General features: G+C 52.7%; 11 protein-coding genes. 3 read left to right on the forward strand and 8 right to left on the reverse strand.

Going from position 1 to position 14,116, the window contains the following annotated elements; translation table 11 throughout:
* Positions 1–278: 278 nt before the first annotated feature.
* The 6 genes from mraY to EKM84_RS01935 all read right to left on the reverse strand — a co-directional run bounded on the left by mraY (position 279) and on the right by EKM84_RS01935 (position 5,832).
* Complete coding sequence (mraY, locus tag EKM84_RS01910) at positions 279–1,250, reverse strand: phospho-N-acetylmuramoyl-pentapeptide-transferase (RefSeq protein WP_164511270.1); 972 nt, start codon at positions 1,248–1,250, stop codon at positions 279–281.
* A 25-nt stretch (positions 1,251–1,275) separates the two neighbouring features.
* The gene (locus EKM84_RS01915) at positions 1,276–3,435 is read right to left on the reverse strand and encodes a penicillin-binding transpeptidase domain-containing protein (RefSeq protein ID WP_125763094.1); all 2,160 of its coding nucleotides are present in this window, start codon (positions 3,433–3,435) and stop codon (positions 1,276–1,278) included.
* Positions 3,435–3,836: a cell division protein FtsL gene (gene ftsL / locus EKM84_RS01920; RefSeq protein ID WP_125763096.1), complete on the reverse strand. Its 402-nt coding sequence runs from the start codon at positions 3,834–3,836 to the stop codon at positions 3,435–3,437. Before ftsL ends, EKM84_RS01915 begins: the two co-directional genes overlap by 1 nt.
* A gap of 42 nt (positions 3,837–3,878) precedes the next feature.
* Positions 3,879–4,823: a 16S rRNA (cytosine(1402)-N(4))-methyltransferase RsmH gene (rsmH, locus tag EKM84_RS01925; protein ID WP_125763098.1), complete on the reverse strand. Its 945-nt coding sequence runs from the start codon at positions 4,821–4,823 to the stop codon at positions 3,879–3,881.
* Between the two features lie 22 nt (positions 4,824–4,845).
* Entirely contained in the window at positions 4,846–5,277 is a 432-nt protein-coding gene (gene mraZ, locus EKM84_RS01930) for a division/cell wall cluster transcriptional repressor MraZ (RefSeq protein WP_125763100.1), read from the reverse strand.
* A 201-nt stretch (positions 5,278–5,478) separates the two neighbouring features.
* On the reverse strand, positions 5,479–5,832 hold the full coding sequence (locus tag EKM84_RS01935; RefSeq protein ID WP_125763102.1) for a DUF3397 family protein: 354 nt from the start codon (positions 5,830–5,832) through the stop codon (positions 5,479–5,481).
* Between the two features lie 740 nt (positions 5,833–6,572).
* On the opposite strand from EKM84_RS01935, the gene EKM84_RS01940 reads away from it, so the two are divergent.
* Positions 6,573–6,695 carry a DUF4044 domain-containing protein gene (locus EKM84_RS01940; protein ID WP_125577081.1) on the forward strand — a complete coding sequence of 41 codons (123 nt, stop codon included), beginning with the start codon at positions 6,573–6,575 and terminating at the stop codon, positions 6,693–6,695.
* 615 nt (positions 6,696–7,310) lie between these two features.
* Here the strand turns inward: EKM84_RS01940 and EKM84_RS01945 are convergent.
* Positions 7,311–9,656 carry a DNA translocase FtsK gene (locus EKM84_RS01945; RefSeq protein ID WP_125763104.1) on the reverse strand — a complete coding sequence of 782 codons (2,346 nt, stop codon included), beginning with the start codon at positions 9,654–9,656 and terminating at the stop codon, positions 7,311–7,313.
* A gap of 18 nt (positions 9,657–9,674) precedes the next feature.
* Complete coding sequence (locus EKM84_RS01950; RefSeq protein ID WP_125763106.1) at positions 9,675–10,187, reverse strand: tRNA (cytidine(34)-2'-O)-methyltransferase; 513 nt, start codon at positions 10,185–10,187, stop codon at positions 9,675–9,677.
* Between the two features lie 974 nt (positions 10,188–11,161).
* Here EKM84_RS01950 and EKM84_RS01955 point away from each other — a divergent pair.
* The gene (locus EKM84_RS01955) at positions 11,162–12,403 is read left to right on the forward strand and encodes an Ig-like domain-containing protein (RefSeq protein WP_125763108.1); all 1,242 of its coding nucleotides are present in this window, start codon (positions 11,162–11,164) and stop codon (positions 12,401–12,403) included.
* A gap of 469 nt (positions 12,404–12,872) precedes the next feature.
* Positions 12,873–14,024, forward strand: coding sequence for an Ig-like domain-containing protein (locus EKM84_RS01960; RefSeq protein ID WP_125763110.1), 1,152 nt, complete (start codon positions 12,873–12,875; stop codon positions 14,022–14,024).
* The last annotated feature ends 92 nt before the right edge of the window (positions 14,025–14,116 follow it).

Here is a 14,116-nt window from a genome sequence, read left to right on the forward strand (position 1 = left end):
CCACCGCCATTTCCGCGGAGCTGGACAGGTGCGAAACCCTGTGTCGAGGCTGTTGGTCGGCGATTTCTGCCGGCCTTACAAACTGGAACGACTTTGAGCCATTGTGCTTTCCAATGGCTCAAAGCGAGGGCCAAGACCGCCTTTCGGCTTGGCCCGGTCCCCATAGGGTGAGAGCACCTGGCCAGCGCAGCGGCAACCTAACACCGCCCGCCCAGCCAGAGAACCTAAAAAAGGGCTAACCTGCGGCGTGCGGGTTAGCCCCCACCACAGTCGCAGCTCTACTTTGGTAAGATGACCCACAAGCCAGTAACCGCGGTAATCAACCCAATTCCCCAGAAAGTCAAATCAATCTTCCATTCACTCCACCCCTTCATTTCGAAGTGATGGTGAATCGGACTCATCAGGAAAATTCGCTTACCCGTTAGCTTAAATGAGGCAACTTGCAAAATAACACTCGCCGTCTCAATCACAAAAATCAGGCCGATCCACAGCAGGGACAATTCATGATGCAACAGAATTGACACGGCCGCTAAGGCGCCACCTAAGGCCAATGACCCGGTGTCACCCATGAAAATCTTGGCTGGCTTGTGATTAAAGATGAGAAAACCGAGAAGACTGCCGACTACGGCAAAACAGAAAATAACGATGTTGAGTTGGTGCTGGTCCCAGGCAACGATTCCGTAAGCCGCAAAAGCAATGCTAGCTAACCCACTCACCAGGCCATCGAGGCCATCGGACAGGTTCACCGCGTTACTGAAGCCAACTAACCAAATAATCACGAAGACGGCGTACCAGCCACTCATGTGCCAGTTGCCCATCCCCGGAACGTGCAGGGCCATTGGGAGTTGTTCTTGGGTGTAGACCCAGAATAAAATCAACGCCCCAACGATTTGTCCCAGCAGTTTTTGCCAGGCCTTTAAACCTTCATTTTGCCGATGGAACAGCTTGATGCTGTCATCCCACGCCCCTAAGGCGCCGTATAAAACCAGGATGAACAGTAAGATCCAGGTGGTAGACAGCACATGGTGTGGGCCGACGATCCAGCTCGTCGCGAGCGTCATTACCGCAATCGCAACAATGAATAACAGGCCACCCATGGTTGGGGTCCCTGATTTCTTTTCGTGCCACGTGGGGCCCTCTTCACGAATCATTTGGCCTTCGTGCCGCGCCCGGAAGTACCGGATCAATGACGGCATAAACGCCGCCGTTATTACAAATCCACCCAACAGGGGTAAAATCACATTCATCATTGTTCGACTCAATCCTCATTCTCTTTTATTTGTTTTGTTTCAACGTGACCGTGAGCCCCGCGCCGGAGCCGACACTAGTGCCAGCCTTGACGCTTTGTTTCGTGACGTACCCGTCACCGGACACGGTCAGTTTCAATCCTTCTATCTGTGCTAATTTTACCACATCACCCTTGGACCAGCCGGTTAAACTTGGCAGCGCAACTACGCCACCGGTCTTCAGGAAGACCCGTTGACCATTATAGAGTGTGGTCCCCGTCTTAACGGATTGGCTCAACACTTTGCTCCCAGTTCCCAAAACGGTCACCGTGGCGCCGGCCTTAGTCAGTGCGCTTGAGGCACTGGTGGTCGACTTCCCTGTCACGGCGGGCATCTTGTTGCTGGCTGATTTGGTCGTTTGGGCATCCTCTTGAAGGGCCCGGGCCATGACTGGCTTCATGATCGACGCCAATAACTGGCTAGCGGTCTTGCCACCCAAGTGCGGTTGTTTCATGGTGATGTACATCACGTACTTGGGATTGCTAGCGGGCACCATGGCGGCGACGGAGTACAGGTAGCTGTCGTCACCCGACAAGTACCCGCTCCCATTGCTGACCTGCGCGGTACCGGTCTTGACGGCGACCCGCTCGCCACTCATTTTATAGTCGCCCCCAATACCATAACTCTTATAGACGACATCTTCCATGTGTTTCCGAACCGCTTTAGCCGTTTTGGCTGAAATGGGGTTACCCACGGTCTTCGGCGAGTACTTGGCGACGGTCTTGTTGGTGTTCGGGTCGGTGACCTTACTGATGACGTAAGGCTTCATCATCTTCCCGTTGTTGCTGACGGCCGTCAGTCCCTGTAGCATCTGGAAGAACGTAACCTGAATCCCTTGACCAAAGGACGTGTCGGCCTGTTCAATCGGCCGCTGGAAGGCAATGCTCCCGGACAATTCACCCGGCAAGCCGGAATGGGTGCTCTTCAGGAACCGGAAGCGGTCAATGTACTTCTTCCAGGTCTTGGCGCCCATCTGTTGTTCCAGGTGCGCCATAGCCACGTTACTAGACAGGGCGAATCCTTTGTCATAGGTAATGGTTCCCCAGCCGGACGTATTCCAGTCAGGCACAATTTGATTACCAATGGCATATTTCCCGGATTGATAAGTCGCGTTCCCGTTGTAATTACCGCTGTCAATGGAGGCCGCCATGGTGAAGATCTTCATGGTTGAGCCGGGTTCATAGGCATCCTGAACCAGCGTATCCCGCCAAATTTGGCTGAGTCCCGCCTTGGTAGAGGCGTTGAAGGTCGGTCGCTGGGTGGCGGCGAGAATCGCACCGGTCTTAGCATTCATCAGGACCGCGTTCATCGAGTTGGCCTTGACTTGGTCTTGGACGCTGCTCATTTCCGTTTCCAACAGCGTCTGGAGCCGGGTATCGAGCGTAGTGTAGACGTTGTCGCCGTTCTTGGCCTTCTTGGATTTCTGCTTGGTTCCCGGTAATTGGTAGCCGTACATATCCTTCTTGATCTTTTGCGAACCATTGGTCCCGGTCAGTTCCTTGTTAAACGCCTGCTCGAGGCCCATGGTTCCTGTCAGCGTGGTCTCCCCCGCCTTGTTGGTCTTCGACTCGGCCAATCCCACTAGATGGGAAGCGAAAATCCCATTGGGATACAGCCGGGCTTCCTGTTGAATAAAATTGACCCCGTTAAGATGGGCCTGTTGAATCTTCTGCTTAGTGGTCAACGAAATGTTTTGCCCCGCCGTGCCAAATTCAACTTGGAACGTGTTGCGATTGCTGGGGTTCAACGCCTTTAGGGCCTTCTTCTCGCTGATGGGTAAGTACTTTGCCAAAACGCGCGCAATTTTGGGCTTATTCGTGGCATAAAGTTTCTGCCCGTCCACGCCCCTTTGCCGCTTGTCCAGCACCACGTAGAGTGAGTAGACGCTGGTATCCTCGGCAATAGCCTGACCGTTGGCATCATAAATCGTGCCCCGCTTGGCTTTCAGCGTTTCATTGGCGGTGTAGAGCTTTTGCGCCTGGGAACTCAGATTGACGTTCTGGACGTTCTTACCGATCGCGATATACGAAAAGCGGCAAACAACAAAAATAAACAACACGCAGATAGCGTAAAACAGAAACTGCCCAAAATGCTTGCGGTTTCTGCCGGGTTGCTGATTTGTCGTTTGACGCTCGTGGGAATCTTTCATTATTTGTTTACATTCCTTATTCTGGCATTTTCTAAAATCAAGCCTTGTTTCTTAGCAATTTTATCAAGCCGACTACGACTCTGCAACTCATTGATCTGTTGTTGCGCATTCGTGTTGTGGTTCTGCACGGTCGTGATGCGGTTATTGATGCTTTGCAGGTTATGTTGCGCGTTGGTCATGGTAATTTTGGATGACACAACACAAACCATCATGACGGCTAAAACCAAGCCGCAGGCGGTTAACAAGCATTTTTCGAATTTAGAAATCGGCAACTTTTGGCTGCTCGGATTGCCTTGAGGGGCGACCCGGGGCTGGGCCTGACGTTGCGGCTGTTCTATGTTTGGGCGTTGTTGGGGTTCCGGCGAAAGGGGAACCGCTTCAGCTAAATTGTTCTGCGCCATAAATAATCATCTTCCTATGTCGAATTAATAGATTTGGTAAGACTACTTAATTTTTTCTAAAATTCTGAGCTTTGCGCTATGTGCGCGGTGGTTCGCCGCTAGTTCTTCTTCAGACGGCAAAATAGGTTTGCGATTGACTAGTTTGAAATCAGGTTGCAGGTTGTCCGGAATCACGGGTAAGCCCTGTGGTAAATCAGGCAACGAGGAGTTTTCCCGGAACATGGTCTTGACTAGCCGGTCTTCCAGGGATTGGAAGGTAATGACGCTGATCCGGCCGTTCAGATCCAGGAGTGAAACAGCTTGTTCCAAGGAGTCTTCCAGGGCCCCCAGTTCGTCGTTAACGGCGATACGGATGGCTTGGAACACCTTCTTGGCAGGATGACCGCCGTGACGACGTGCCGCGGCAGGAATCCCTTCCTTGATGATTTCAACCAGCTGGCCAGTCGTATCGATTGGGGCGGTTGCCCGGTGCCGTTCAATGGCTCTGGCAATCGGTTTGGCAAATTTTTCTTCGCCGTACCGGTGGAAGATCCGCATGAGATCATTAAATTCCCATTCGTTGACCACAATCCAGGCCGTGAGTTTCTGGCTCTGATCCATTCGCATATCTAACGGTGCGTCGTGTTGATAACTAAAACCACGGTCCGCCTCGTCAAATTGAGGAGAGGAAACCCCCAGGTCATACAAGATGCCGTCAACCGCGGTGATTCCCCGCTGATTGAGTTGGGCTTGGATGTCCCGGAAATTGCTCTTGATGAAGGTTAATTTACCCTCATCGAGGTATTTTTTTAAGTGTTCTTCGTTGTAGGTAATCGCCGTTTGATCTTGGTCAAACGCGTACAGATGACCGGTCGTCAACTGCTCAAGGATGCGCTGGCTATGGCCGCCGCCACCGAGAGTGCAGTCAACGTAGATGCCAGTTGGCTTAATGGCTAACCCAGCCACCGCTTCTTTAAGTAATACCGTTACGTGATGAAAGTCTTCCATAAACACTCTCCTTTCTTAAACGTTACATGCCAAAATCAATGAGATTTTCAGCAATATCGTCGAAGTCTTCTTCTGCCGTGGTGGAAAAGTCTTGCCACCGGTCGGCGCTCCAAATTTCAAAGCGATTCGCTACCCCGACAATCACACACTGTTTAGTTAACGCTGCGTGGTCGCGGAGGGATTTGGGGAGGTTGATGCGGCCCTGCTTATCGAGCTCGCATTCCGTTGCTGCAGAGTAGAAGAACCGGACAAAGGCCCGGGCATCCTTGCGATTAACTGGCAAGGCTTTCAATTTCTCTTGCAGGGCTCCCCACTCCGGCATGGGATAACCGAATAAACAGCCATCCATGCCGCGGGTGACAACAAATTGGTCGCCCAATTGTTCCCGAAACTTGGCGGGAATGATCAGCCGGCCTTTGGTGTCGATAGAATGTTCAAACTCCCCCATAAACATAGCCAATCACTCCCATTTGTAACTATCACCAAGTTTACCACACCCCCCCACTTTCTACCACAACGTTTCCGAATTTTTATAAATTTCCCCACAAATCTTAAAAAGGCCACGGCGAACAAGTGTTCACCGTGGCCTAGCGCGTTTTACAACGCTTACTAAAAATGAGTCGATAACCAAAAAAATTAATATTTATGCATTAATTTAGCCAATAACCACTAAAAAACAAGCGGCAAATCCAACGACCCAATACAGGTCCGTCAGCCGCCAGAATGTTCGGAAAAAGGTCGAGTAAAGTAACTCTTTGTTGTGAATCGCTTGTAAAAGCGTCACAACGATACCAATGGCCATCCAGCCGATGATCAGCCACGGCAAAATCTGCCCCGCTCCCGCTGGAATCAAAAGGAGTGACGTGCCGATAAAGATCGGCGCCATCAGGTCCCACGTGTTCAATTGTGCTGGCCAGTGTTTCTTCAGCAGGCGCTTAACGCCCCGAATCAACAGCCAGCCGATGACTAGGATGCCCAGCGTTCCCGCCGGCGAGGTCCAAAACGTCATGCGACTTCCCCCTTATTTTTTGTTTGCTTGTTTTAACTCGTCTTAGCCCGCGCCTCCAGGTCGGTGAAAATTGGCCGGAACGCTGTGGGCGGACGGTGGGAGCCAAAGAGCGGTCTCCCACCTTGCTAAGCCTATTTTCACCGGCCCTCCGGCTGACACTCGTTTAAACCATCGCAACCCGTGTCCACGACAGTTTCATTATGTACGTTGCAATATTTTCTGGTACCCTTCCGGCAATGGCTCACGATCACGTTCCAACTCATTTCACTAGTATCATTCTGAAAGGTGGAACACCCACCATAAAAAATGATTCGCAAGTCTGAGCGACCAGAAGTATCTTGAATCTGCCGCCGGGAACGGCAATCACTTGCCGGTTCATTTTCACCATCCCGGGAACGTGCCAACATGAAGCCGGTCGTGTCGTGCTTGAATACTTCCGTTTAATTATAAAGATTTCTAGCGAACGTTGCAATCACTGGGCAGAACGTTAACGCTTCTTAAACTTTGTTTGCCGAACACCCGCCCGCCGTTCACAAACGAGTGGCTTGGTCGCGCAACCCCCACTCCGCAAAAAAATGGACTGTCATCCGCGACAAGTTGTCGTGAAAACCGGTCGTCTTCCCCGTCGCAACGGCCCAGCTTTACGTTTTCGCGACAACTTTTGCGTGGCGGTTGCAATTCTGACGTTGCCACGGTAAACTAATTGAGTAATCTAGACGCAAAGAGGTGGCTACTTCCGCATGGAAAAAAAGAAAAAATCAACATTTCAAAAAATCACGAACGTTTTCGTTTGGATCATGATCATCGCAACCATTGGATCTCTGGTCTTTGGTGCCATTTCTTCATTAGGATTAATGGGCTAGCATGGGTCGTCGTCACATTCTGTCGAATGTTGGCGGCTTTTTTTCTGCGCTTGATGACCTCTTTTAAATCTAAACATCGGCACCCGCAACGAATATTAATTAATTTTTTAATCATTCTGTGTATCCCTTGACGCCGGGATTCTTTCGGCCTAAGTTGGGTCAGAAACTTAACTTATTCCTTTGTTCACAAATCAAAAAGGAGGCGCCCACACAACCACTCTGGTGTGCGGGTGCCTCCTTTTGATTTTCCATCACCGACCTGATAACAGCTAACCATATCCTAACAGCAAAAAGCTCCCTACCCAATCAACCAGGAATCCTGGTAAATCACCGTAGGGAGCAACATTCAACTTACTAAATAGCTGCGACAACCACCCGACCAACACTGGCCAACTGGTTTAAACCAGTGTCAGCCGATAGGGCGGTCAAAAATAGGCTCAGCCGTGGGATTTAGGCCCTGGCCTGACACAGGTCAGGTCCTAAATGGCGTCTTTGAAACGCGCTCTTGGCGGTTCAAAGCGAGGCCAGAGACCGCCTTTTGGCTCTGGCCGGTCCTGCCCACCGCGTTCCGGCCTATTTTTGACCGCCCGGCAAGGCGAAACCAAAGGCGAAAACCTATTGGTCGTTGGGTTGGTCCGGAATGTCCGGTTGCTTGTAGACCTGGCGGGGCTTGCTCCCCTCCTGTGGCCCAATGTAACCACGCTGCTCCAAGTCATCCATGATGCGGGCGGCTCGGTTGTAGCCAATTCGGAAGCGCCGTTGTAGCAGTGAGGTGCTGGCCTTTTGTTGGTCGACCACGAAACTCAATGCTTCATCGAACAGCTCATCGTCGCTGTCGCCGGCCTCTTCCTGCTTAATCTCCTCGTCGCTGACCATCATGTCTTCATCGTAGTCCGCGGACTGTTGTTGCTTGATGAATTCAACCACGCTAGATACGTCTTCATCCGGGATAAAGGCCCCCTGGACCCGGACCGGCGAGTTGGCGTCGACGGGTTGATACAGCATATCCCCACGGCCCAACAACTTTTCGGCCCCGTTCGTGTCCAAAATCGTCCGGGAATCAATCCCACTGGACACGGCAAAGGCAATCCGCGACGGCACGTTGGCCTTGATCAGGCCGGTAATGACATCCACGGATGGCCGTTGCGTGGCCAGAATCATGTGGACCCCGGCGGCCCGTCCCATTTGGGCTAACCGGATGATGGCGTCTTCAACTTCGCTGGAGACCGTCATCATCAAGTCGGCCAATTCATCGACGACGACCACGATGTACGGCAACATTGGCCGTGCTTGGTCGTCCTCGGCGTTGGCCTTTTGGACGAAGGCGTTGTAACCAGAAATTTTCCGTTGCCCAAACTGTGAGAACAGTTCGTAGCGGCGTTCCATTTCGGCCACGACCTTGTGTAGGGCTCGCGCCGCCTTTTTCGGTTCGGAAACCACGGGCGTTAACAAATGGGGAATCCCATTGTATACACTGAGTTCCACTTTCTTCGGGTCGATTAGCATCAATTTCAGCTGGTCGGGCCGGGCATTCATCAACATGCTCGTAATAATGCCGTTGATGGCCACGGACTTCCCACTCCCAGTCGCCCCCGCAATCAGCAGGTGCGGCATCTTGGTGAGGTCCATGGTTACGACTTCCCCGGTCACGTTCCGACCTAGTGGCACCTCCAACGGCTTGTTGGGGTGCGGCGGCTGGGCCTCGACCACGTCGCGGAAGGCCACGGTGGACACTTCCTTATTCGGCACTTCAATCCCAATCAAGGACTTCCCAGGAATCGGCGCTTGAATCCGAATTCCCTTGGCGGCCAGCGCTAAGGCCAGGTCGTCGGCCAGGTTCACAATGCGTGAAACCTTGACCCCGATGGCCGGGTGTAATTCATACTCGGTCACGGACGGCCCCAGGCTGACGTTTTTCACCTCGGCATCGACGCCAAAACTGTCGAGCGTTTGCTTTAAAATTTTCGTGTTGGCATCAATGGCATTAACTTCTTCGGTCTGATCAGTGGGTGGCACTTGCTTCAACAGGTCCGCCGTCGGCAACTGATAGTTCGGGTCGACCGGCGTGCTGCTAGCTAAGGCATCGGCCACGGCCGTATCTTCCGGCGCGTCGGTTGTCGATTTGTCAGGCTTCTTGCTGGTTGCATCCGCAGCCACCGTGATGTGATAGCTGGGTTCCGGTTGTGACTTAGGCGTTGGCTGTGGCTTCGGTTCGGGCAAATCCTTCTTGTCCGGATCCATAGGTGTTGTGACGGTAACCGTCGGCTTTTGCTCACTACGTTTGGTCTGCCGCTCCTTGACGCGTTCGCCCCCATTTTTCAGGGCCGTGCCGCTGGCTTGTAGGCCGTGCCGCAGCGTGGACCACACCGTCTGGAGCCAGTGTTCGATGCTGGCCAGGGGAATCTGGAAGAAGACGATGACCCCGCCCAGCATGATCAGCCAAGCCGCAATCTGCGACCCGACCAACGCAATCAACCAGGCAATCACACTCAGGAGTAACGTCCCGACCAGGCCACCGCCCAGTTGCGCCGTCAGACCACCCGTGACCAGGTCCGCCAAACCGGCGTGCCAAATCGTGGGTAAAAACTGACTGTGAATGTCAGCGGCAATAAAGTAGTTGGCGCTCATCCAGAGCAGCCAGCCGCCATAGATCAACCCGCCACCGATTAAATAGTGACGGGCAATCCGGGGCAGCGTGCCGGTGATGGTCAACGCGACCCCCACCGCAGCCACCAGAACCAGGCCGAATTCGTAGGTGTCCCCCACCACCAGCCGCACCAGATTGGCGGCCAGCGTGCCGAGGAGCCCGAGGTTAAAGAGACCCAGCCCCGCTAAAGCAATCAGGACCAGGCCAATAACGTTTGCGGTATAGGGAAACGGTTGTTGCTTGGTTGATTTGCGGCGAGCCGGCTTGCGTTTAGTAGTTGGGCGACGCCGGGTCGTTTTTCGTTTGGTAGCCAACCGACTGCCTCCTTTCGCTTACTTTAATTTGTCGTGCGGATACGTGTGAACGCGTTCCAGATTAGGAAAAGCCTGTTGGCGCAGGACTTCGTAGATGACGATAGCCGCACTGTTGGACAGGTTCAGGGCGCGAATATGGGTGTCATCTTGCGGAATCCGGATGCACTTTTCAGCGTGCTTGCGCATGAAGGGTTCGGGCAGGCCCGTCGTTTCCTTGCCAAATAAGAAGTAGTGATCATTCTCGTTAACGCTGTAGTCGGGTTCCGTGTAGTCTTGGTCCGCAAATTTGGAAACCAAATACAGTTGGGTGGGGTCTGGAATCGTCTCTAAAAACGCTGGCAGATTCTCATGGTAGCGGACGTCGACCTTGTCCCAGTAGTCCAAGCCAGCCCGTTTTAAGTGGGCATCGTCAACGGAAAAACCGAGGGGCTTGATCAAATCTAAGACGGTGTCGGTCCCGGCACAGGTCCGGGCGATATTCCCCGTGTTGGCGGGAAACAGGGGTTCAAATAACGCGATGTGATTACTCATAAATTCTCTTCTCCGTTCTGTTGTCAAACATTCGTTCTGTCCCATTATTATAGCCATTCCCCAGGGTCTTTGACAAGGGCTGAACGCCAGACAACTCATGAATTTGACCAGAAAAATTGTGCGCTGACATTCGCCTCCGGCTTCCAGGGATTCCACCTGCTGTGGGGAGCGCTTCCAGCCTGAGGAGCGGTCTTCCAGCTCGCTTTGGAGCCGTGAAGCCCCCACGTCTCCAAAGTCGTCCCATGCCGTAAGCTGACAAAAGCGTCAGCTAACGCCATCGACACAGCTGGCTACATCCCTGGCTTCCTGCGGCTAGACTTAATTTTTCAGGCCATTCATTAGCAGTCAACATTCTCTTCTTATCAAATTTTTGGCTCTACGTTGAATTATGTATCACTTTCCGTTCCCGGCGGCGGATTCAAGGTGCCCTGCTGTGGGGCCGGTTCCAGCCTGAGGGGCTTCCACCTCAACTTTGAGCCAAAGTGCGGTCTCAAAGTTTGTCCCATGGTCTAACCTGAGAAAATCACTCAGCTAAGACCATCGACACAGCTGGTCACCTTGATCCGCCTCTGGTCACTCACATTGATCTTGAATTTTACGGTTACCAGATTTGCTCCCTGTCAGACTTACTCTCCGTACCACCATCAATGTCTAGACGATTTTAACCAACCGTTACCTTAAACCAGCATATTATCCGCCAATCTATTCCACCCGTTTCATACGCCGGCTACAGTTAGAGACAAGCAACTTACAATCATTCAAACATACGTGTAATAATTTTCCTCTAGAAACATATTTGTCAACCAAAACATAACGGTCCTTTCCTAACGTTCTACGTAATCCCTATCAAATCAACAATTACACAACCGAGGGTCACTTAACGAACAAACCAAAATACTAATGTTTAGCGTATAAACGTGTTAACTTATGGGTGTCGGAGGGGGCAATATTTCAGCCTGTTAGGAGGAAAAAACATGCGAAGAATAACAAAATTTGCGCTACTGGTTACCTCCAGCCTGGCACTCATCTTTCTATTTGAATCACCCACCAAAGCCTATGCTCGTGTTGTTCCGTCTAAGGGAACCAGTGAACCTGAGGCTACTATCCTCACTGACCCTGGTCAAGAAGAGATGTCGCATACCGCGGTCTTACCCGAGGACGGCGTCTATGACGTTAAATATTTTTGGTCCATCGACAACACCGTCAAGGTCAATGCCGGTGACACCATGAATTTCTATATTCCCAAGAACGTCAACGTTACCCGGACCCGTTCCTTTAACATGGCCAGTTACGACGGCAGGGCTAGCGTTGGTAAAACGACCGTCACCATCGGCAGTCACATCGGCGTCTGTACCTTCAACAATTTCTTTGCGACGCACAAGTACCGTAAGGAAGGTTACATTTCCTTTGAAGTCCGTGGTGCCGGCGAGCCCGAAGAAGTGACACCACCCGTGACCACCCCAGAAGAGCCTGGGACCGAGGAGCCTAATCCCGAAGAACCTGAACCCGAAGTTCCTGGGGTTGAGGAACCCGGTGTTGAGGAGCCCGGCGAGGAACCTTACCCTGAAGAGCCTGGAACTGAAGAACCTGGGGTTGAAGAGCCCGGAACTGAAGAGCCCGGAACTGAAGAACCCGGGACTGAAGAACCTGGCGAACCCGAAGCACCTGGTGTCGAAGAGCCTGGCGTTGAGGAACCTAACCCAGAAGATCCAGCACCAGAGGAACCTGCTGGCGAAAAGCCCGGGCCTTCCACGCCTGGCGTCACCTACCCACCCGTTAAGCCTGAACCAATCGTGCCAGAGCCCGAAACGCCCGTTGTTACGCCTGAAGATCCCGGCTATCCTAGCGTGACCGTTCCTGGCAAACCAACGAAGCCGACGTTCAACAAGCCCGGCAAGCCTGTTCACAAACCAACCGGGTCTAAACCAACTGGGTCGACCCAAACCGGTGGGCAAACCGCTGCCATCACCCCTAGCGGCCAAGGCAGTGGCACCGCTAGTCACCCCGCAACCAGCGCGGCCATCAATCACCACGCAACGGGACAATCGCCAACCACGACGACCCCCGCTACCGGTCACGCCGCAGCGACCCAGCCATCCTCGACCTTACCACAGACGGGTGATCACCAGTCTGCGGGCATCATCGTCGCTGGACTCGCCCTCTTGTTAGCTAGCTTGACCGGTGGTTTCCTCAGCTTACGGGATCGTAAGCAGTAATGACCCCCACTCCCCCCTAAGGTCAAGGTCAATCAGCCGACCATTAGCTCGCTCTGCTGATTGGCCTTGACCTTACCAAACCCATGTCACCACACAAATGCCCCGAAGACCTTTGCCTTCGGGGCATTTGTCAGACTAATTCACCATCTTTTGATAGTTTCAGCCAGCCAACTTAACCGGCCTATTATCGGCCAAACTGTTTCACCTGTTTTGCACGTCGTTGGCGTTTAGAAACGGGCCACTCACACCCATCTCACCAGGCGTCTAATAGTTTTATGGCAGAAACATATTTGTCAACTAAAACGTGATTACGCTTCTCCACCGCTCTACATGATCCCCGTCAAATCAACAATTTAACAACTAAGAGTCACTTAACGAACCAATCAAGATACTAATGTTCAGCGTATAAACGTGTTAACTTATGGGTATCGGAGAGGAGCAATATTTCAGTCTGATAGGAGGAGAAAACATGCGACGAAGAACAAAATTTGCGCTACTGGTTACCTCCAGCCTAGCACTCATCTTTTTAGTTGACTCACCTACTCAAGCGTACGCACGGGTCATTCCGGCTAAGGGGACTAGCGAGCCTGACGCTAAGATTGTCAGTGTCCCCGGTGGGAAAGTCATGTCACACACCGCGGTCTTACCTGCAGACAAGGTCTACAACGTTAAGTACAGTTGGTCCATCAGCCAAGCCGAAAAGGTCAATGCTGGTGACACCATGGATTTCTATATTCCCAAGAACGTCAACATTACTCGGACCCGCTCCTTTGACATGAGCAGTTACGACGGCAAGGCCATCATTGGCAAATGGGACGTTACCATCGGCAGTCACGTCGGCGTCTGTACCTTCACTAATTTCTTTGCGACGCACGATTACCTGAAGAGTGGTTATATTTCCGTTGAAGTCTATGGCGCTGGTCAGTCCGAAGAAGTTGTCCCACCAACCAACCCCGAAGAACCCGGAACCGGTGAACCAGGCCCTGAGGAACCCGGGCCTGAAGTTCCTGGCATTGAAGAACCCGGTGAGCCTGAAGCACCTGGTGTCGAAGAACCGGGGACCGAAGAACCTGGTGGTGAAAAACCCGGGACCCAAGAACCTGGTGGGCCTGAAGCACCCGGTGTTGAAGAACCGGGGACTGAAAAACCTGGTGGCGAAAAGCCCGGGCCTTCCACGCCTGGCGTCACCTACCCACCCGTTAAGCCTGAGCCAATCGTGCCAGAACCCGAAAGCCCAGCCGTTACGCCTGATGACCCCGGCTACCCTGGTGTAACTGTCCCCGGCAAGCCAACGAAGCCAACGTTCAACCAGCCTGGGAAGCCGATTCTCAAACCAACCGGGGGAACGCAAACCGGTGGTCAAACCGCAACCATCACGTCTGGTCATGGCAGTAGCAACGCTAACCCTCCCGCAACCAACACGGCCAGCAATCACCACGCAACAGGTCAATCGCCAACTATGACCCCCGCAGCCGGTCACGCCGCAGCGACCTATCCAGCCACGACCTTACCACAGACTGGCGATCACCAATCCGCTGGCAGCCTCGTTGCCGGACTCGCCCTCTTGTTGACCAGCTTGACCGGTGGTGTCCTCAGCCTACGAAATCGTCAGCATCAATGACGTCAGCCGTCCATTAGCTCGCTCTACCGACTAGCCTTAACCTTACCAAACCCATGTCACGACACAAATGCCCCGAAGGCAACCGTCTTCGG

This window comes from Levilactobacillus mulengensis (assembly GCF_003946045.1).
In the GTDB taxonomy this organism is placed as follows: domain Bacteria; phylum Bacillota; class Bacilli; order Lactobacillales; family Lactobacillaceae; genus Levilactobacillus; species Levilactobacillus mulengensis.

Excerpts from the sequence above, each read along its gene's own strand:
- EKM84_RS01935 (WP_125763102.1), bottom strand. The coding sequence starts at position 5,832 with ATGACGTTTTGGACCTCGCCGGCGGGAACGCTGGGCATCCTAGTCATC.
- EKM84_RS01940 (WP_125577081.1), top strand. The coding sequence starts at position 6,573 with ATGGAAAAAAAGAAAAAATCAACATTTCAAAAAATCACGAACGTTTTC.
- mraZ (WP_125763100.1), bottom strand. The coding sequence starts at position 5,277 with ATGTTTATGGGGGAGTTTGAACATTCTATCGACACCAAAGGCCGGCTG.
- rsmH (WP_125763098.1), bottom strand. The coding sequence starts at position 4,823 with ATGGAAGACTTTCATCACGTAACGGTATTACTTAAAGAAGCGGTGGCT.
- EKM84_RS01960 (WP_125763110.1), top strand. The coding sequence starts at position 12,873 with ATGCGACGAAGAACAAAATTTGCGCTACTGGTTACCTCCAGCCTAGCA.
- ftsL (WP_125763096.1), bottom strand. The coding sequence starts at position 3,836 with ATGGCGCAGAACAATTTAGCTGAAGCGGTTCCCCTTTCGCCGGAACCC.
- mraY (WP_164511270.1), bottom strand. The coding sequence starts at position 1,250 with ATGATGAATGTGATTTTACCCCTGTTGGGTGGATTTGTAATAACGGCG.
- EKM84_RS01955 (WP_125763108.1), top strand. The coding sequence starts at position 11,162 with ATGCGAAGAATAACAAAATTTGCGCTACTGGTTACCTCCAGCCTGGCA.
- EKM84_RS01950 (WP_125763106.1), bottom strand. The coding sequence starts at position 10,187 with ATGAGTAATCACATCGCGTTATTTGAACCCCTGTTTCCCGCCAACACG.
- EKM84_RS01915 (WP_125763094.1), bottom strand. The coding sequence starts at position 3,435 with ATGAAAGATTCCCACGAGCGTCAAACGACAAATCAGCAACCCGGCAGA.